At 70.3% G+C, this 18586-nt stretch carries 18 protein-coding genes and 4 pseudogenes; 8 read left to right on the forward strand and 14 right to left on the reverse strand.

Annotated elements, in window-relative coordinates; genetic code table 11:
- From CCN44_RS15935 to CCN44_RS15945, 3 genes are all read right to left on the reverse strand, one after another.
- On the reverse strand, positions 1-1339 hold a 1339-nt coding region (locus tag CCN44_RS15935; protein ID WP_244203927.1), incomplete at its 3' end, for a PP2C family protein-serine/threonine phosphatase.
- Positions 1340-1456: 117 nt separating this feature from the next.
- Entirely contained in the window at positions 1457-2392 is a 936-nt protein-coding gene (locus CCN44_RS15940) for an anti-sigma factor RsbA family regulatory protein (RefSeq protein ID WP_086698007.1), read from the reverse strand.
- On the reverse strand, positions 2392-2745 hold the full coding sequence (locus tag CCN44_RS15945; protein ID WP_167403987.1) for an STAS domain-containing protein: 354 nt from the start codon (positions 2743-2745) through the stop codon (positions 2392-2394). Before CCN44_RS15945 ends, CCN44_RS15940 begins: the two co-directional genes overlap by 1 nt.
- Before the next feature lie 277 nt (positions 2746-3022).
- On the opposite strand from CCN44_RS15945, the gene CCN44_RS15950 reads away from it, so the two are divergent.
- A complete protein-coding gene (locus CCN44_RS15950; protein WP_086698008.1) occupies positions 3023-3862 on the forward strand; it encodes an RNA polymerase sigma factor SigF in 840 nt (279 codons plus the stop codon).
- A gap of 156 nt (positions 3863-4018) precedes the next feature.
- A complete protein-coding gene (locus CCN44_RS15955; protein ID WP_158103106.1) occupies positions 4019-4249 on the forward strand; it encodes a peptidase inhibitor family I36 protein in 231 nt (76 codons plus the stop codon).
- Between the two features lie 1079 nt (positions 4250-5328).
- On the opposite strand, the gene CCN44_RS15960 is transcribed toward CCN44_RS15955, so the two are convergent.
- From CCN44_RS15960 to CCN44_RS15975, 4 genes are all read right to left on the reverse strand, one after another.
- Positions 5329-5994, reverse strand: coding sequence for a DUF3618 domain-containing protein (locus CCN44_RS15960; RefSeq protein WP_086698010.1), 666 nt, complete (start codon positions 5992-5994; stop codon positions 5329-5331).
- On the reverse strand, positions 5970-6335 hold the full coding sequence (locus CCN44_RS15965; protein ID WP_223284121.1) for a phage holin family protein: 366 nt from the start codon (positions 6333-6335) through the stop codon (positions 5970-5972). The genes CCN44_RS15960 and CCN44_RS15965 overlap by 25 nt, the downstream gene beginning before the upstream one ends.
- 52 nt (positions 6336-6387) lie before the next feature.
- On the reverse strand, positions 6388-7095 hold the full coding sequence (locus tag CCN44_RS15970; RefSeq protein ID WP_208639781.1) for a hypothetical protein: 708 nt from the start codon (positions 7093-7095) through the stop codon (positions 6388-6390).
- A 1161-nt stretch (positions 7096-8256) separates the two neighbouring features.
- On the reverse strand, positions 8257-8796 hold the full coding sequence (locus tag CCN44_RS15975) for a hypothetical protein (protein ID WP_143649781.1): 540 nt from the start codon (positions 8794-8796) through the stop codon (positions 8257-8259).
- Positions 8797-10024: 1228 nt separating this feature from the next.
- Here CCN44_RS15975 and CCN44_RS46220 point away from each other — a divergent pair.
- From CCN44_RS46220 to CCN44_RS16000, 4 genes are all read left to right on the forward strand, one after another.
- Positions 10025-10348, forward strand: coding sequence for a hypothetical protein (locus tag CCN44_RS46220; protein WP_223284120.1), 324 nt, complete (start codon positions 10025-10027; stop codon positions 10346-10348).
- A gap of 14 nt (positions 10349-10362) precedes the next feature.
- The gene (locus CCN44_RS46225) at positions 10363-10773 is read left to right on the forward strand and encodes a hypothetical protein (RefSeq protein ID WP_237481981.1); all 411 of its coding nucleotides are present in this window, start codon (positions 10363-10365) and stop codon (positions 10771-10773) included.
- Positions 10774-10846: 73 nt separating this feature from the next.
- A complete protein-coding gene (locus CCN44_RS46230; RefSeq protein ID WP_237481983.1) occupies positions 10847-11395 on the forward strand; it encodes a hypothetical protein in 549 nt (182 codons plus the stop codon).
- 93 nt (positions 11396-11488) lie between these two features.
- Positions 11489-11785, forward strand: coding sequence for a hypothetical protein (locus tag CCN44_RS16000; RefSeq protein WP_086698014.1), 297 nt, complete (start codon positions 11489-11491; stop codon positions 11783-11785).
- A gap of 67 nt (positions 11786-11852) precedes the next feature.
- On the opposite strand, the pseudogene CCN44_RS16005 reads toward CCN44_RS16000, so the two are convergent.
- Positions 11853-12229: pseudogene (locus tag CCN44_RS16005) on the reverse strand (DUF6233 domain-containing protein); the annotation flags it as partial.
- 204 nt (positions 12230-12433) lie between these two features.
- Between CCN44_RS16005 and CCN44_RS16010 the strand changes: the two are divergent.
- A pseudogene (locus CCN44_RS16010) lies at positions 12434-12862 on the forward strand (transposase); the annotation flags it as partial.
- Between the two features lie 139 nt (positions 12863-13001).
- Here CCN44_RS16010 and CCN44_RS16015 read toward each other — a convergent pair.
- From CCN44_RS16015 to CCN44_RS16035, 6 genes and pseudogenes are all read right to left on the reverse strand, one after another.
- A pseudogene (locus CCN44_RS16015) lies at positions 13002-13845 on the reverse strand (IS5 family transposase).
- Between the two features lie 160 nt (positions 13846-14005).
- Positions 14006-14218 carry a hypothetical protein gene (locus tag CCN44_RS16020; protein WP_086698015.1) on the reverse strand — a complete coding sequence of 71 codons (213 nt, stop codon included), beginning with the start codon at positions 14216-14218 and terminating at the stop codon, positions 14006-14008.
- A gap of 284 nt (positions 14219-14502) precedes the next feature.
- Entirely contained in the window at positions 14503-15462 is a 960-nt protein-coding gene (locus CCN44_RS16025; RefSeq protein WP_086698016.1) for an SAM-dependent methyltransferase, read from the reverse strand.
- Between the two features lie 349 nt (positions 15463-15811).
- A complete protein-coding gene (locus CCN44_RS44430; protein WP_158103107.1) occupies positions 15812-16009 on the reverse strand; it encodes a hypothetical protein in 198 nt (65 codons plus the stop codon).
- A gap of 97 nt (positions 16010-16106) precedes the next feature.
- Positions 16107-16359 (reverse strand): annotated as a pseudogene (locus CCN44_RS46235) (UDP-N-acetylmuramate dehydrogenase); the annotation flags it as partial.
- Positions 16360-16575: 216 nt separating this feature from the next.
- The gene (locus CCN44_RS16035; RefSeq protein ID WP_086698017.1) at positions 16576-17457 is read right to left on the reverse strand and encodes an NAD(P)-dependent oxidoreductase; all 882 of its coding nucleotides are present in this window, start codon (positions 17455-17457) and stop codon (positions 16576-16578) included.
- An 83-nt stretch (positions 17458-17540) separates the two neighbouring features.
- Here CCN44_RS16035 and CCN44_RS16040 point away from each other — a divergent pair, with 83 nt between their 5' ends.
- Positions 17541-18536: a helix-turn-helix domain-containing protein gene (locus tag CCN44_RS16040; protein ID WP_086698018.1), complete on the forward strand. Its 996-nt coding sequence runs from the start codon at positions 17541-17543 to the stop codon at positions 18534-18536.
- The last annotated feature ends 50 nt before the right edge of the window (positions 18537-18586 follow it).

An 18586-nucleotide genomic window follows, 5' to 3' on the forward strand; every position in this document is an offset into this window, starting at 1 on the left:
GCAGGGCGACGTCGTCGTCGGCGCCCTGGGGCAGGGTATCGATGAGTTCGACGGTGTCCTCGATGAGGGCGGTGGCGCTGGCCGGGCGGGTGCGGCCGGTCAGGAAGCGGGCCAGGCCGTCTTCGCCGATCATGGTGCCGTCCTGGGCGCGGGCTTCGGTCAGGCCGTCGGTGTAGAGCAGCAGGGCCTCGCCGGGGGCGAGGGTGAAGGTGTGGCAGGCGAAGCGTGCCTCGGGGAGGGCGCCGATGAGCATGCCGCCTTTGGGGTGGACCGGGTCGGCGAGCCGGCGGGCGGCGTGGTTGCGTACGTGGTAGAGCGGGGGGTGGCCGCCGGTGGCGACGGTGACGGTGAAGCACCCTTGGGTGGCGGGGGTGAGGATGCCGAAGATGGCGGTGCAGTATCGGGTGCCGACCGCGGGGTCGAGCAGCAGCGCGGAGTTGAGCGCGTGCAGGACGGTGTCGGGGTCCGGGTCGATCAGGGCGGCGGCGCGCAGGGTGTAGCGGGTCAAGGAGGTCACGGCGGCGGCTTCGGGGCCCTTGCCGCACACGTCGCCGAGGAAGAACGCCCACCGGCCGCCGTCCAGGGGGAAGACGTCGTAGAAGTCGCCGCCGACATGCCGGGGAGAAGCGGTGGCGTAGTGGCAGGACAGTTCCATTCCGGAGATGGCCGGCAGGGCGGGGGGTAGCAGGGTGCGCTGAAGGGTGGCGGCGAACGCCTCGACCGATGCCTTGTCCGCTTCGGCGCGGGCCCGTGCCTCTTCCTGTTCCCTGCGCCGTTCCTGCTCGGCACGCAAGGAGTTCAGTGCCGCGAGCCGCAGTTCCAGTTCGTCCAGGACGATTGCGGCGAGGTCGGCGAGTGTCCGGGTGTCATCCTCGGTGACCGAGCGCGGCTTGACATCGAGGATGTTGACGGTGCCCAGCCGGTGCCCGTCGTGGGTGACGATCGGTGCCGCGGCGTAGAACCTGACGCCCATCGGACCGGTGACCAGGCCGTTGCGGCAGGCGACGGGATCAGCGAGGGTGTCGCGGATGACCAGGGTGTCATCGGCCAGGACCGCCGAGCCGCACAGGCCCGGCTCCCGGCTGATCTCGCTGACGCCGTCCAGGCCGTGGGTGGCCTTGAACCAAATCCGGTCCTCGTCCACGATCGTCACGGTCGCCACCGGGACCTTGAACAGGCGGGCGGCCATCGCCGCGACGCGGTCGTACGCCCCGTTTGGCGGGGTGTCCAGGATGTCGTAGCGGCGGACCGCGTCCATCCGGGCGGCTTCCTCCGCCGCGCCGGGCGCAGCCTGCCGGGGGTCGTTTCCCCACCGGGCCGCATGGTTGGGCTGCGGCATCGCTCCCACACTCCTTGCCGGCCGGCCCGGGCGGTCGGCACCGGTCGCAGCCTAAACCGTTGCTGTTTGCCGGAAGAAGCGGGGTCGGCGGCCACATGATGGCCGCCGACACGATCTTCACACACTGAGGTACACGCGCACGCTCGTGCCGTCGTCGCCGGTGTGCACGCGCACCAGGTCGGACACGTAGTGGACCAGCATCAGCCCGCGTCCGCCGATCTGTCCGCGCTCGGGCGGGCGGCGGCCGGCCAGGGGGTCGGTCAGCCGACCCGCGTCGCGGACCTCGATCACGACCTGTCCGTGCTCGGCCCAGACCGTCAGCACGCCCCGGCCACCGCCGTGCACCACGCTGTTGGTCGTCAGCTCCGCGACCGCGAGTTCCGCATCCAGCAGCCGCTCACCGGCCAGCCCCAGGCGCGCGGCGTGGGTGACGGCGAACCGGCGGACCCCCGGAAGATCCTCAGATCCGTAGGAGAAGACCGAGGCGTCCGCAGCGGCGGGCGGCAGCACCTGGTTGTAGCGGGAGACGACGGCTTCCCAGTCGTAGACGTCGCTGGTCTCCTCACGGCCCTGGCCGTCGATCACGGTCGGGTGGGTGATCCGCGCATCGGCTATCACCTGCGGATCCAGCCGCGTCTCGTCGTACGGGCACAGGATCGTCACCGCCCTGCCCTCGAACGCGACGTTGATCAGGGCCTCGTGCTGCGCACACGCCGGGTACTCCACCGCACTGCGCCCGGCCCAGATCGGCTCACCGATGATCCGCACCCGCACCTGTGGGTGGGCGTCGGCGAAGCCGCGCAGCACCTTCGGGATGATCCTTCCCGGGTTGCGGCCGGCCTCGGTCATGTCCAGGAACACGATGCCCTCGGCGTCCGCGCCCAGCCCGCCCCGGATCAGCTCCAGATTGGGGCCGGGCACCGCGACGGCCATCGGCTCGCCCTTGGCCAGGCCCTCCTTCAGGAAGGCGACCGTCTGCCGCGTGTACTCCTCCTCGGTGCGGTAGAAGAGGGCGGGGTGCACGAACGCCTCCCGGGCGGTCAGCGTGCTCATCACGGCGCCACCTCGATCCGGCTCAGCCCCGGCCAGAACATCTCCAGCACCCGAGGCAGCTGAGGAGGCGGATGTTCGACCACGACCCGTCCGTCGGACAGACTCATGGCGGTGACCGCCAGCGCGGTCACCCCGGCCACATCGACGAAGGCCACATCCGACAGCTCCACATAGGAGACGCCCGCGTGCCGGCGGGCCAGGTCGGACAGGGCCTGTTCCCAGGACGGGCGGGTGAGCGCACTGATCTCGCCGCGGGCGCGGATCCCGGAACGACCGGGCAACGGGCTCACCTCCAACCCGGCCCTCCCGGGCGTCGCCGGGCCGGCTCCGCCCACCGCATGCGGGGCATCCACGCTCGGTCTCCTTCACCATCCGTCAGCCGCCTGCCGGCCCCCGGCCAGCACGGGCCGCAGGAAGGCTTTCCGGGACGTCAGCCTAGCGCGGCCCCGCAGGACGCCCCGAAGGGACGCGGACCGGGCCGGCGACGGTCCGTCCACCACCCCAGCGAAGGCGCTTCCGGCACCCGGTGAATCAGGGAGGGCATACGGTGCGGATGTCGGGGTAGGCGGGCTGGCGTCGCCCCAAGAGCCACAGGGCGGGCAGGGGCGATACGGACCGGGAGGGAAGACCATGACGACGACCGTGCAGGCCGCTGAGCGCGTCACTGTGGTGCCGGAGATAGCCGAACCACAGAAGGTGGCGCCCCGGGACGCGCGGGAGTTGTCCAGGCTGTTCTTCGACCAGCTCGCACAGCTGGAGGAGGGCACGCCCGAGTACAGTTACGCGCGCAACACGCTGATCGAGATGAACATGTCCCTGGTCCGCTTCGCGGCCGGCCGGTTCCGCAGCCGGAGTCCGGAGGAGATGGAGGACATCGTCCAGGTCGGCATGATCGGCCTGATCAAGGCGATCGACCGGTTCGAGCTGTCGCGCGAGGTGGAGTTCACCTCCTTCGCCGTGCCGTACATCGTCGGTGAGATGAAACGGTTCTTCCGCGACACCTCCTGGGCCGTGCACGTGCCCCGGCGCCTGCAGGAGGCCCGCGTCCAACTAGCCCGCGCTACCGAGGAACTGCGCAGCCGTCTGGGCCGCACCCCCACGACGAAGGAACTGTCCGAGCTGATGAGCCTGCCGGAGGACGAGGTCATCGAGGCGCGGCTGGCATCGAACGGCTACAAGTCGGCCTCCCTGGATGCGGCCATCAACGGCAGCGAGGACGGCGAGTCGGCGCTGGCGGACTTCATCGGCACCGACGACACCGCCCTCGGCCTGGTCGAGGACTTCCACGCCCTGGCCCCGATGATCGCCGAGCTCGACGAACGCGACCGGCAGATCATCCACTGGCGGTTCGTCGAGGAACTCACCCAGAAGGAGATCGGCGAACGCCTCGGGGTCTCGCAAATGCACGTCTCCCGCCTCATCTCCCGCCTTCTGGCACGCCTGCGCGAAGGCATGCTCACCAGCAACTGAGCTGCTAGCCAACGGGTCGCCTTCCCGCCTGACGGTCCGGCGCAGCATCCGACCGCGGCACCGGAGTGCCCAGGCTCTGTTCCGCCCGGTCCCCGCCGCCAGCGCCTCCGCTGCACCCGCGGGTACCGCGGACTGCCCGCGCGGCTACCTCTGCGTGTGGGACCAGACCACCTAGCGTTCTCCGGCAACAACTCCGGCTGGGCGTCCTGGGCGATCAACAACCATGACGCGTCCTGGTACAACAACGGCACCTCGGGCCTGTACGCCTGCGTCTGGCAGAGCCAGTACTACACGGGCTCCGTCAAGGTCATCAAGGTCGGCACGTCCTCCCCAGCGGACTCGGTCCACGCCCACCGGGGCAGCTCCAACATCTGGGGTGACTGCTGAGCACCGGCCCCAGGACAACCTGGCCCGCCTCGCCGGGCCACTTCCCCGCCGCCCTGCCCGCCATCCCCCAATTCGGGCTGGAAGGGCCGCTACCACCGAGTCCTCGGCGACATCCGCTGGTCCCACGGCGACAGCGCTGCCGCCGTCGCTGCCTTCGAAGCCGGCCACGCCGAGGCCGAGCTCGGGCAGGCGACGGGTCTTCTCCCAGCTCGTGCCGCCCGCGAACGCCAGCGTCAGGGTCAGCCGCTGGAAGAAGTAGCCGATCTCCTTGGTGGCCTTGATGGCGGCGGCCGGACCCTCGTCGGCGCCGACGAGGCATGTGGGTAGACGCAGTCGACCAGGTCGTACGACAGGTCGTCGGAGCAGCCGGAGCCGGCCACGGCGCTGATCGGGCGGCCGTATCCGCCGGCTTCGTCCACACGCCGGACCAGTCCGGGTGCTGCTCGGTGACGTGCACGGCGCAGTGCTGGCACTGGACCTCTGCCGCGCGCGGGCGCCGGTATTACCGGCCGGCGCACTGGCAGGGCCAAACACCAACTGGACGAAGAAGACGCAGCCCTCCGCAGAAGCCGCCTGAACGAGCCATCACCACTATGACCTGCGGCGATACGGATGACCGCCCTCTTTTGAGCCCCCCGGCCGCCACCGCCAGCCTCATCCGATGTTCCACCACGTAGTCGCGGACGTCGTCCAGGACCTCATCCGCGTTCCAGTCGATCCCAGCGGGCTGCGGACCGCTCCCGCCCGGCTGTGCGCATGCGCTACGTGTTCCCCCTGTAGGTCCATCGGACGCCACAACTGGAGTTCGCTCGCCTGAACCGACCGCACCGTATGGCCCTCCGACACCGACTGGACAGCTCCGGTGTGGCCCTTGCCCTGCTGCATCCACGTCCCGCTGCGTCCGGGCGCGCCAGCGCTGGGCGCCTGCGCCGCCTGTACTCCGGCCATGTCGGGGACTACGTCGCCTGGCCCACGGTGGGCGTCACCGTGCTCACCGCACGGGTGGGCCTGCAGCTGACCTCTTCATGAACAGAAGCGGCTGGTGGAGCTGTAGTCGCATGGGCCGGGGACATGAGTACTCACTGTTGCCGGCTCTGGTCGGTGATGTGCTCAGCGGAGTCGCGGGCCTGGCCGGCGACCGTGCCGGCCTGATCGCGGGCTTCGTTCTGTGTGGCGCGGGCGGCCTGGCCTGCGGTGTCCTTCACTTCCTCGGCCGCGCTCTGTGCTGCCTCCTGGGCGCCTTCCTTCAGGTTCTGCGCGGACTCGAGTGCGGCCTGTTTCACGGGTTCCAGGGCTTCTCGCCCCTGTTCCATAAGGCCGGAGGCGGCCTGCTGTTCGCTCTGCGAGGCTGGCAGCAGGGAGGAGGCCAGCACCCCGGCACCGAAGGCGATCAGGCCGGCTGCCAGCGGATGCCCTTGTGTCTGTCGGATGGCCTGTTCGGGCGCCTGCCTGACCGCTTCACCGGCCTGCTGGGCCGTGTCGCGGGCGGTGCCGGTGGCCTGTCCGGCGCTTTCCTGCAGGGAACCGGCCGCTGACCGCGCGGTGCCGGCGAGGCTGTGTGCGGTATCTGAGGCGGAGCCCATGACCCACTCCCGCAGGCCTGTGACCTTACCGCGCACCCGGTCCGTGCGGCGACGGACCATCTGACGAGGGCTGGCCCGGTGGACGAGCCGGTTGACATCGGTGGACAGGCGGTCGCGGGTGGCGTCGATGTCCGCTCTCATCTGGTCGGGTGACGTGCCCATTGCGCGTTCTCCTTCATCGTTTCGACGGTCTTCTCGGGCGTGGGGGACACGGTGCGCATCCGGGCACGGCCCCGCGCATAGAGCACGGCTGCCACCACGGCCCATACGGCGGTGACGATCAGCGCGGCCCAGCCGCCGTCCATCACGTTGGCCAGGCCCAGGACGGCGGCCAGGGACAGAAACAGCAGGGTCATGTAGCCGGCGAACCCGGCCCCGCCGTACATGCCGGCCGCCTTACCGGCCTTGGTCGCTTCCTGCCTGACCTCGGTCTTCGCCAGCTCGACCTCCTGACGGAAGAGGGTCTGGACGTCCGAGGTCACCTGAGACAGCAGCGCACCCACGGAATCGTTCCCACCGTAGGAGTCGCCCCGGTTGGATTGGACCGAGGACATCTCAGACCCCAGGATGCGGAGGCGTCGGCATCTCCCCGGCAGCCGGACTTGCGGGCGGCACGGGCGGCGGTGTGTACGGCGCGGCCGGTGGTGACAACGGCTGCGGCGGTGTCCACTGACCGGCACCCGGCGGTGGCGTCGGCATGTCAGGCTCGACCGAGTACTGCGGCTGCACCGCTCCCGCGGACTGCTCCTGCCCGCCGTCGCCGGACTGCGCGGCCTTGCCCGCCACCTTCCCCAGACGCCCCACGGCCAGTCCGGCCAGCAACGCCCCGCCCAGGAACAACCCGGGGCGCCGACGGGCGAAGCTCTGAAGGTCGCCGACGATGCCTTCGACTCCTTGCTTGTCCACGTAGTCGGCCGCCCGGTGTCCGCGGTCGGCCATCTGGGTCGCCACGCTGCGGGCGGGCGAGTCACCCGGAGCGTTCTCCGCGAGCTCGGTCAGGTCCTGTGCCCACTGCCGCAACACTCCCGCGGCCCGCCGGGTCTGTCCTTCGGCTTCGTCCATGGCACGGCTGCGCAGTTCCTGGACGACTGAGCCGGCCTGCTGCCGCGCCTCGTCCACGACCTCCTTCGCCTGCTGGACGGCCGTGGATGCCACCTGGCCCGCGGCCTGTCTGGCCTGATCGGCCGTCGCCGACGTCTCGGTCTTGACTGCCTGCCCGGCCTGCTGCAGCTTGCCGCCCCCGTCAGGTACGGACTCACTCATCAGCACTCTCCTCAGCGAGCCGGCCCCATGGCTCTCATGGGGCGCTTCACCCGAGTGACTGCCCAGAGGGGATTCACACCTATTTGCGAGAAAAACTGTATTCCTCCCTGATTGTCATTGGTTTTGAGAACCGCGGGCCACACAAGGCGGCTTCGATCAATGCGACCTGGCGGGCGGGACGCGGGCGCACACTTGCGCGGCCCCGGCCACGATTCTCGGAAGCGGACAGGTCACGTCCGTGCCCTGCCCGAAGCGGAGCGGCAGCCGCCTGCCGCGGTGACCGCCTGGGACCCATCTCGCGGGAAGACCACTAAGGGGCAGCCACGCCGAGAAGAACTGCGTTGCGGTGATTGGTGATCTGGTCACGTGCGATACGGTCACGGCCGCACACCAGGACTTTCATCGGCGCACCGCAGCCCACGTAGGTGAAGTCCAGCCGCTGAGTTGCGCTGGACGGTCGCGCGGGAAGGGGAGCCAGAGCATGCCACCGCGACGGCAACGCAACTGCCCGGTGGGCGGACACGGTAAATGCCGCCGCCGGTCCACTCGATGGCCAGGGGATTACGGCAAGCACACAGCGGCCATTCTCGCTTCCCAGGAAGACGTGCCCGAGGCAGACGCCGGGTCGCCACCGGCCAGAACATGCCGTCGGCGACATGTCGGACAGTATTTTCCAGTCAAGCGATCAAGTCTTTGATTACGCATTAGCAGCACTCGACTGCACTGAGTGGCAACCTGGCGTGCGAAATACGGCTGTAGTTCGGCTTCTCTGCGCGGAACGTGTGACGGTGTCGGCCGGTTGTGCCGTGCTGTCCGCCGAGGCGTGCACCGTCTGCTCGATCGGTCCCGGCGCGGGGTCGCCGGCAGCGTGGGCGGTCTGAGAACCTGCGGCGGTCAGGATGGCTCCTGCCGTGACAGCCAGCGACGCCGTAACGGGCCTTTCCGGTTCAAGGCGTCCTCCCGTGCAAAGTGGCGCCCCGGGGACGGGCGGTGCAGCCATCGACGCTATGGGCGGACTTCGCTCCTCAGTAGGTGGCATCCGGCCGTAATGGCCCATGCTGATCTTTCAGTGGTTGTGCAAGGCCTGCCTGCACGGTGCTCTCCCGCTTTCCCCATGCTGTCGGCACTCGTGGAGGCGGGCACCAGGCCGAGGACCACCACTTAGGGGCCGAAAGCCAGCATCAGAGACGCTTTGCCCACAGCGAGCAGCGGAATCCCGCCGTTGATCTCTCCCTGGAGAGACCACTCCTTCAGGGTCAGGTACTTAGACAGCATGTTGAACAAGCGTCGGGAGCCTGCCACGAACTTCGGTCTGATGAACCGGAGAAACCTACGGGCAGCTCCTCCCCCAGCCTGCTCGCCAGAATCCTCGCCGCTGTCGCCTTCTCCGTCTTCGACCGCGAGCACGACCGCTGCAATGTCCGCTTCCATCATGCTGATGGCGCTGGCGGCCTGAGCAGCCAGGTGCTCCCGACGTTCAGACGGGGCGTCAGGGATCATCTCCAGCACCCTGAGCAGGCCTTCCCTCGCATCGCTGAGGCTTTCCTGGAGTTCCGCAAGAAGACCCCCGTCGATGCCCGGAATTCGGTCCAGCTCCGCGGACACGCCTTGGAGGTCGGCATGCAGACGGTCGCGGTCCACGAAATAGGAATGACGAAGGCTCTCATCGTCAGAATTCCGACGCTCATTCTCCTCAGACACGTAGGCCTCCCTAGGTTGCCGGGGGAGCGGGAACGCACATCTGGGCTTACCCAGCCAAACCAGGGGCCACCACGCGGCATAGAGCGAACGCAATCACCCACCTGGTTGCTCCCAACGGGAAACGGAACCTGAGCGGCGCGCATGAGCGCCGGCTCGCTGACCAAGCTCTCGATTCTCGGCAGGACGTCTCACCGGCGGATGTAACCCCCCAACCTGCGGCGTGCGAGGAATCGGAACTCGTCCGAGGGAGCTGCACCGGCTTCCGCGAGCGGGGTGCTCGTGGGAGCCGGTGGGGTGGTCATAGGGGACGTGGCCACCCGGGGCGGAGCCGATCACCGGGTCAGGTGTCCGTGTTGCCGGGCGGGAGCAGGGTCGTCTGGGCCCGCCAGGCCTCGACCAGGCGTTCGTGCAGGGAGTTCCACCGGTCGGCGCCGGGGAAGCGATCCTTCATCCAGAATCACTGCGGAGGAAGCAGTCCGGGAGAGCGTCCGCTCGGGGTCCTCGTTGCTGGCGAACTCCCAGTGGGTGATGGTCGGGGGCCCGGTGTGCACGGGCTCTGCGAGCTCGTGCACACCCGCAGCCATGGGTCTCACGTTCGACGATGAGTGCCCGCTCACCGGTCATGGCGCCGCAATACCGGTCGAAGCCGGAGCCGGGGAAGCCCGCACGGTAGGGCCCGGAGACGTCTGCTGATCCAGCACCGTGGAACCCGGCACCGGCCCCAGGAGCAGGTACAGCAAGCCGATGACGGCGACTCCCACGAGGAGCGCGGCACCCTCTTTCTCATCCTTATAGGCGGCGTAGGTTGCAATACCGCCCACGAGCAGCACAACAATGGCTGTCAGGGTCCACCGGGACCTCCCGAATCCAGAACCCTGGGCCCGCCCGCCGCGAACCGCCAAGAACTCGACGGGCGGGCCCTTCCCATCGCCACGGACTGTGGCGCTACGGCAAACGGTAAGTACACGGGTATGAGCCCGCGACGAGGGGCCCCACGCAGCTGAACCGGCAGTTGCCCCAGTGTTCACCCCTCACCCAGCGCACCTCACGGGGTTGCGCACGAGTGGGGCAAATCAGGGACTCACCGAGCTGGAAGACAAGATCGCTGACCTGTCGGCCGCGTACGGGCACATCGGCATGCCCACAGGAGTCGACTGGGGACGGTGCGGGCCGACGAGCGGGTCCCGGAGGCGTACAGCGCTGCTCAGCCGGCGGGAGGGCGAGCCTGATGGCGGGCAAGCGCAAGGAGAACGAGGCGGGATCGAGCAACGACCTGCGCGCGGATGTGCTGCGCGTCCTCGGCGTGCTCAAGGTCGCCACCGCCGCCCAGATCCAGCGGCTTTCCTTGCCGCACCTGACCTACCGGCACACCACCAAGCCGACGGCGGCCAAGCAGAAGGAAGCCCGGACCGCCTCCCACCGCGCCGCGGTGAACGACCTGCGGCGCACGGCCTGGCCCTCGACGGCTGCCGCACGCGGGGCGGTGAGGAGACCCGGCTGCTCACGAAGGACGGCCCGGCTGCCGCCGCGATCGACCTGGACCGCGAGATAGAGGAGATGGGCGGCATGCCCAAGAGCGCGGGTCGCTCCGGCGCCTCGCACCCGATGACGGTGAACGAGACGGTCATCGCGCTGATCCGCCCGAAGCCGAACCTGGCCCGGGTCGTGGGGGAGCCGACTGAAGCGGTCGCGGCCGCGCGGGCCGCCGTCGCCGCGCCCGACGGAATCGGCACCCCCGCCTCCTATGCCACCGAGGTCGCGCTCCCGGTGAAGGGCACCTGGAAGAACCCCGCGATCGGCAGCGCTCGCGCTGACGTCGTCCTGACCGCTCCGGAGGCCGGGGTGCCGCTGCTAGGAAGCCGTCCTGATCGCGAGGAAGTTCGACAAGTACGCGCGGTTCTTCCAGCGGCAGGAGAAGGACACCGACGGCATCGAGAAGCCGCTGTGGCGCACCCGCTGGTCCGCACCCGCCTGTGATGAGTACGAGCGGGTGCACCCGCCGGTCCTGCTCGTCTTCCACCAGGCTGGCCGGCGCTCTGCCAAGAGGCAGATGGCCAGGGTCGCTGATCTCACCCGCCACCACTGGCAGGGGCGGTGGCACCCCGAGGGCGGCTACCACTCCTACGACCGCTGCATCCCGATCGTGGCGACCACGTTGGAGGAGCTGGGCGAGCACGGCCCGGCCGGGCCCGCTTTCTGGCGCTTCGGCCGCGACCACCGCCAGCCGCTGCTGGACGCGATCGGCAACGCCCGCCGGGACGCCTACCTCGCCCGCCGCCGCCAGGCCGCCAGGGAAGACCAGCGACGCCGCGAGGAGCGGGAAGCCGCGCAGCGGGAGGCGCGGCGGCCAGCCTGCGCGGGCTGCGGGCAGAAGTTCACCGACGCCAGGTGGGAGGCGATCGACTACACCCGGGACTGGAGCACGCGCCAGTCGCACCCGCACCTGTGCGAGGGCTGCCAGGACCGGGCCGTCGCAGCACAAGCGCAGGCCGAAGCCGACGAACGCGAGCGCCAGGAGCAGGAGCGCCTGCGTCAGGAGGCAGAGGAACAGGCCGCCGCGCAGAAGGCCGGCGGCTGGCTCTCCCGCTTCCGCACCTGACCCCGGTAAGCCACGGCGACCGGCCACGCGGGCAAGCTCAAGACGGTGCTGGGCAAGCCCGCGTTGTCGCTGGCGGGTGCAACGCTTGGTCGGATGAACGGTGATGAGCAGCTGCTGAACGGCCGGGTCTACGGCGCGGAACACGACGAACCCAACCCCGGCCCCCTCCCACACCGGACCTACGCCGAACTGGTCGGCGGACCGCTGGACGGCCTGCTGCTGGACATCCACGGGTGGCGGACCGAGGAAGTCGACGACGGTGTCGCCCTGTCCACCGAGCTGTCGCGGTGGCCCAGCGGCCGCGCCCTGTACGACCCGCACCCCGGCGAACCCCGCACGCCCGGCCCGGGTGTGAGCTGCCGCTTCTACTACTCCGGCGACACACCCTGACCACAGGCCCGACCATGAGCCCGACCACGGCACCGGTCGCCCCGACCACAGACCCGACCACGGCAGGTCAGGAGCCGGTGATGTGGTCGAACCCGCTCAGCATCGGCGTCAGCTCCTGAGCACACTCGCACAGCGTGCACAGCCGCGTCCCCGGGTTCTCCGCGACGTTCAACGCGTGCTCCACATCGAGCAGCGGAGCGCCCTGCGGAGCCCCTTCGCAGTCCGGCGCGTGCAGCACACCCCGGGCCGGACTCGCCCCTCACGCACCTTCGCCAACACCCACCCCGCAGGCCGGCGCTCCCCGAGCACCTCGCGGACCGCCGACTTCGGCGACGGCTCCAGCCGCTCGATGGCGACTTGGTCGTAGTCGACGCCGTTGACCGGCCGCACATGGTCCGGCGCGCGGACCCACACCCGGTACTCCGCCGCCTCCACGCCGCCGTCCAACTGGTAGAGGGTCAGTATTCGGCAAGTGCGGAATTCTGCGGGTGATCAACCGCTGAGGGCAGCGGATGCCTCGCTCTGACGGAGGCTGCGACGGATCGGCCGGAGCACGCGCTAGTACTGCAACGGTGCTTGCGGTGGCTGATGGCCAGGTCAGTCGTTGGTGTGATGCCGCTGACCGCGCTCGTCGACGCCGGCACCCGCTTCGAGCCGGTCACCTGGCGCCAGGGCAGCAAGGGAGCGATGACCTCGCACTTCGCCGTGCTCAAAGTGCGGCCCTCGGGCAAGGAAGCCACCCGCACCGCCCAGGAACAGGCTGGAGGACGCAGCCGGTGGAACGGTGTGCTGCCGCTGCGGACGCTGCTGGTCGAACAGCCCGCTGAAGCGGCTGAGCCGGCCGGCTACTGGATGACCAACCTGCCCGCCACCACCCCGGTCGCCGACCTGGTGCGGTGGACGAAGATGCGCTGGCGCATCGAGCACGACTACCGCGAACTCAAGCACGGCCTGAGCCTGGACCACTTCGAGGGCCGCACCTGGCGCGGCTGGCACCACCACGTCACCCTCGTCACCGCCGCCCAGGCATTCCTCACCCTGCGACGGCTCGACCCAAAAGCCCAGATGCCGGCCTGACCCTCTACCAGGTCCTCGACGCTCTCCAGGACCTTCTGAGGTGCTGGACCGGCACCTGCACCACCTGCGGCCGCCCCCTCACCAGACGCGGAACCAGACCGAGAACCTAACGAAGCACTACTAGGCCGTTTCCTTCGGATCACCTAGCCGACCAGATGAAGATGGCGGCGAGGTGCAGTCCCGCCAGGTAGATGGTGGCGGTCTTGTCGTAGCGGGTGGCCAGGCCGCGCCATTGCTTGAGCTTGTTGATGCACCGCTCGACGGTGTTGCGCTGCTTGTAGGTCTCACGGTCGAAGGCCGGGGGACGGCCGCCGAGCCGACCGCGCCGCTTGCGGTTCGCGGCCTGGTCCGCCGGCTGCGGGATCACCGCCCGGATCCTCCGCTGTCGAAGACGGAGACGGATCGCCCGGGACGAATACGCCTTGTCGGCCAGGACCACGTCCGGCGTGACCCTGGGGCGGCCGATCCGTCTGGGCACCCGTAACCGGGCCATGACCTGCTCGAAGGCGGGTGCGTCACCTGCCTGGCCCGGCGTGATGACGAACGCCAGCGGTCGGCAACCGCCGTCCGCGACGAGGTGGATCTTCGTGGTCAACCACCGCGGGGTCGACCGAGGGCATGGTCTGCCGGCTCGCCGGCCGGGGCCCCTTTTGACGGGCCCCGGCGGCGTGCTGGTGTGCGCGCACGATGGTGGAGTCGACCGCGACGACCCAGTCGAGGTCGCCTTCGGCGTCGGCCTGGGCAAGCAGGGCGGTGAAGACCTTCTCCCAAGTGCCGTCGGCCGCCCACTTCCGCAGTCGGTTGTGGACGCCCTTCCAGGAGCCGAAGTGCTCGGGCAGGTCCATCCACGGTGTCCCGGTACGGTACTTGAACGCGATCGCATCGATCACCTGCCGGTGCTCCCGCCACCGCCCGCCCCGTTTCGGAGTCCGATCCGGCAGCAACGGCTCGATGCGGGCCCAGTGGGAGTCAGTCAACGTCACACATCAACCAACGATCGGATGATCTGAAGGAAACGGCCTAGCCCGGCCGGACAGCACCGTGCCGATCGGCAGCGGGGAGATCAGCCCGAGCCCCGGCCGCGCCTCCGGCCGACCTTCGGGTAGTTGAACCGGCGAGGGGCAAATGACTGCGGCGCGTGGATCAGTCCTCGGAGGCGTCGCTGTCCGCCTGCCGGCCCAAGCGGCCGATCAGCCGCTCAGCGCGGACGAGCACGGCGATGAAGGCGACCGTGCCGACCAGCATGACCAGCCAGGCGGCGGCCTGCCACGTCGATTCGGTGCGGAACACGTACGGCGTGAGCACAGCCACCACGACGGCGAGCACACCAAGCGAGGCCAGCCAGACGAGACTCATCACGTTCTCCCTCGCGCGTTGCGCGGGCACCACTTGTTCGTGGGCCGCAGTCGTGTGGGTGCAGGTCAGCGAGTCACGGGCGGGGGCGTCACGGCAGTGGGGAGTCTGCCGTACCTGTTGCCGGATAGGTTTACGACGGGCCGGTGGTCAGGTGGTGCCGGCGCGTGGTGGCGAGGGCGTGCCAGCGATTGCGTACGGCGTCGGCGGTGTCGAGCCAGCGTGCGGTGGAGGGCTGGGGGAGCGGGCGGCCGTTTCATGCCGCTGGGGGTGCTGCCTCAGGGCTCCTACACCTTCTCGAACACCAATCGTAGGATCGTGGCCCGCCCCTCCCGCAGGAACCGCAGGGTGGTTCGCTGCTGGTTGAGGATGTCCTCGACCGCGCGCCGCCCGATCAGTTCCGCGCCGCGCTCCCGGTTCGCCTCCGCCCCGGCCAGCCAGCTCTCCGTCGTCCGCACCCCGTCCTGCGGATCGTCGCGCTCGGCGATCACCCGGAACAACCCCTGCGCCGCTTCGGTGAGCTCGGACCGGGTCGGTACGAAGCACTCCGGGAAGACGGTCCGGGAGGCCCGCAGCCCGTCGCGCGCGTTGGCCCACGCCCCGGCCAGGTCCCGCAGCCCGAGCCGGTGTGGGCCCGCCCCGCCGGGCGCGAACCGTTCCGCCGGCAGCATCATCGAGCCCAGCCACCCGTACCGGGTCCAGGCATTGGCCTGTACGGACAGCCGACCGGCCGGGCGCAGCCAGCCGTGGCAGCGCCGGAAGAACTCCCGGTAGCGGGACACCCGGCGGGCCCGCCACAGCGTCTCCCCGGCAAAGTGCTCCACGGCCTCGATGGCGATGATCGCGTCGTAGGGCCCGTCCGGGCGGTGGTCGAACCAGTTCTCCGTACGTACCTCGCAGCCCGGCCACTGCTGTTTCGCGGCCCAGGCCGCCTGGGCCGGGCTTATGGTGAGGCCCACCGCGTGCCGGACCCCGTGCCGCTGCACGGCCCGGTGCAACAGGGCCCCGTACCCGCACCCGACGTCCAGCAGCCGCTCGGCCCCGACCGCTCCCGCCGCTTGTACGTGGTGGTCGAGCTTGCGCATCTGGGCCGTCTCCAGGGTGTCCCCGTCCTCCCACATGGCGTGCGAGTAGACCAGCTCCGGTCCCAGGAACAGCCGGTAGAAGTCCCCCAGATAGTCGTAGTGGTGAAGGATGGCTTTCGTCGATGTGCCCTTGTAGGTAGCCCTGCCCATGTGGCGTCCCATGCGTTCACCTAACCTGTCCCAGCCGCGTGACCTCGCCTGCTCGTCCCGGGATTCAAGCCATCATCCGCTGCCCGAGACGGCTCGTCGCGCGCGAACCGCGGGTGTCTCACCCAGGAGGTGTAGCACCCGACGCCCTGCTTCCAGCCGCACACTTGCTCGCCCGCCCGCCCCGGCCCCTCGTACGACGCCGACGTCCGTCGGCACGCCGGGGCCCTGCTCCAGGCCGCTGCAGCGCTGGCCGAGGCCGAGCGCCCCGCCGAGACGGAACAGCTGCGCCGGGGCCTGGTAGCAGTCGGCGAGGTCGACCTCGCCCAGCCGACGGCCTTCGGCTGACCGGCCGGACCGGGCGTCACCGGGTCGGGTCCGGGAACGCTCGGGGGGTATGACCGACGATCTGCACGCCAGCGAGCGGCTGCCCGGCCAGGAAGTGGGGGATGTCGGCGTGGTGGGCATAGTCGCCGGTTCGGACCAGTTCGCGAATCCGGTCGATGACGACGCGGGCCTTGTCCTGCTCGCCGAGGACAGCGTGATGGAAGGCGAGCGCCAACTTCAGGACGATCCCACCCGCTCCCTGTCGCCCGGTGAAGGACAGCTGGCCGTCCGGGGCGGGAATGGTGCCGTGTCGGAGCAGCTATGCCCCCAGGAAATCCGCGAACCGACCAGGTGTCATGGCCCTTCGGGTCTAGGACCATGCCCTTGCCGGCCCGCGAGACGGCTGCGACGCCGAGGGCGCGGGTGGTCTCCGGGCACTTGATCGGAGCGGACAGCCCGCCGGCATCCTCCAGCTCGCACGTACCGATCGGGGTGCTCCTCGGAGCGGCTGTGCCGGCACGGGAAGGCGCATTCGGCGTCGGTGAGGACGACCGTCTCCCCGGCCCGGGCGATGGAGGTGATCACCGAGTTGCTCGGCTCTGGGGCAGCCGCAGCGGCTCGTGCCGCGTGGCATCTACGTCGGCGGTGGCAAGGTCATCGGTGCAGACCCGTCCACCGGCGTCACCGAGCGCTTTGTGGTCCGAGCCCAGCCCTCCGGCGCCGTCCGGATCCTCTGATCCCGCCCTTTCACGGCGAAGGGCGGTCACCCCTCGGGGAGCGACGGCCCTTCGTCCCTTCGTTCTACTTCTTCCGGAACTCCTCGATGATCCGGGCGTAGCTGTCCCCGCCGTGGCCCGCCGCCGCGGCGGCCCGCATCAGCTCCAGGTGCAGCTCGGGCAGGCGGGTGTCGACGCCCCGGTCCGCGCTGGCGTGCAGGAGATGGCCGATCGCCGCGATCTGGACGTCGATGGTGGCGTCGTCCCCGGGGTAGACGCCCGCGTCGATCTGCTCCGCGTACCCGGTCATGAACCACGCGACCGTCCTCAGCCAGCGGTTCGCGACCGCCGTGAAGTCGCGGGCCGCCACCCCGTCCGCACCGGCCAGCGCCGTCGCGTGCAGCCAGCCGCCGAACACCGACCACATCAGGCCGAGCAGTCCCGCGTCGTAGAGGGAGGCCAGCCCCGGGTCCGCGCCGAGGCCGACCGGGTCGCCGAGCACGGCCAGGGTGTCGTGGTGCGCGGCGAGCAGCTCCGGGTCCCCGCTGTAGAGGACCATGTTGGCCGGGTCCCCGACGCCGGGCGGTGTCGTCATGATCCCGCCGTCCAGGTAGCCGACGCCGTGCTCCGCGGCCCACTCCGCCTCCGCGCGGGCCTGTTCCGGCGAACCCGTCGTGAGGTTGACCAGCACGCGGCCGCGCAGCCGGCCGGCGACCGGGGCGAGCAGCTCGCGCACGGCGGCATAGTCCAGGACACACACCAGGACCAGCTCGCTCGCTTCCACGGCCTCGGCGACGGAGGCGGCGTGCACCGCCCCGCGGGCGGCGAGCGGTTCGGCCCTGGCGGGGGTGCGGTTCCAGACGGTGGTGGGGTGGCCGGCCGCGAGCAGGGCGCCGGCGAGGGCCGCGCCCATCTGGCCGAGGCCGAGGACGGTGACGGAGGGCTTGTCGTTCACGTGGTCGTTCATGGCTTCACGCTCTCAGCGGCGGAAACCGGCCGACAGTGGCAGGACTGACGTTGCCCGCACCATTCCTGCCATAGGGTTGCGGTATGCGTCCAGGAGTCGTCGCCATCGCCGTCGTACCGGATCCCCGGGTCGGCACCTCGCTGTGGGAGCTGTACGAAATCTCCCTCGCCTCTGCCGTCTTCGGCATTCCGCAGCCCGATCTCGCCGACCCCTGGTACGAGCTGCGGATGTGCGGAGAGAGCGGCGAGGCAGGGGTCTTCTCGGTACGCGCTGACCACGAACTCGACGGCCTGGTCGGCGCGGACACCGTGATCGTGCCCTCCGTCCCCGACGCGGTCGTGGAGGACGGGGAGGAGGTGTCCGCCGAACTCGTCGAGGCGTTGCGTGCCGCCGCCGACTCCGGGGCCCGGATGGTGTCGCTCTGCACCGGCGCGTTCGCGCTCGCCGCCGCCGGCCTGCTCAACGGCCGGCGAGCCACCGCGCACTGGCAGCACACCGCCCAGCTCGCCGCCCGCCACCCGGAAGTCGTCGTCGACGACTCCGTGCTCTACACCGACGAGGGCTCCGTGCTCACCAGCGCCGGGGCGACGGCGGCGCTGGACCTGTGTCTGCACCTGGTCCGCCGGGACCTCGGCGCCGACGTCGCCGGTCAGCTCGCCCGGCGGCTCGTCGTGCCGGCCCACCGCGCCGGCGGTCAGGCCCAGTTCATCGAGGCGCCGCTGCCACCCACCGACGACGACAGCCTGGGCCCGGTGCTCCAGTGGGCCACCGAGCGGCTGGACGAGCCGCTGACCGTCGAGGAACTGGCACGCCGGGCGCGGATGTCACCCCGCACCTTCCACCGCAAGCTCCAGGAGTTCTGCGGGACGACCCCGCTGCAGTGGCTGCTGCAGCAGCGGATCGCCCGCGCCCAGACGCTCCTGGAACGCAGTGACCTGCCCGTCGAGCGGATCGGCGAGCAGTGCGGGCTCGGCTCGGCGGCGAACCTGCGCCGGCACTTCGCCCGCAGCGTCGGGGTCTCCCCCACCGCGTACCGCCGGGCATTTAGGCCTTCGGGGCCACCTTCGACAGACCGTTGACGACGCGGTCCATCGCGTCGCCGCCGCCGCAGGTGAGGTGAGGTGAGGTG

The organism is Streptomyces tricolor, from assembly GCF_002155905.1.
Lineage (GTDB): Bacteria > Actinomycetota > Actinomycetes > Streptomycetales > Streptomycetaceae > Streptomyces > Streptomyces tricolor.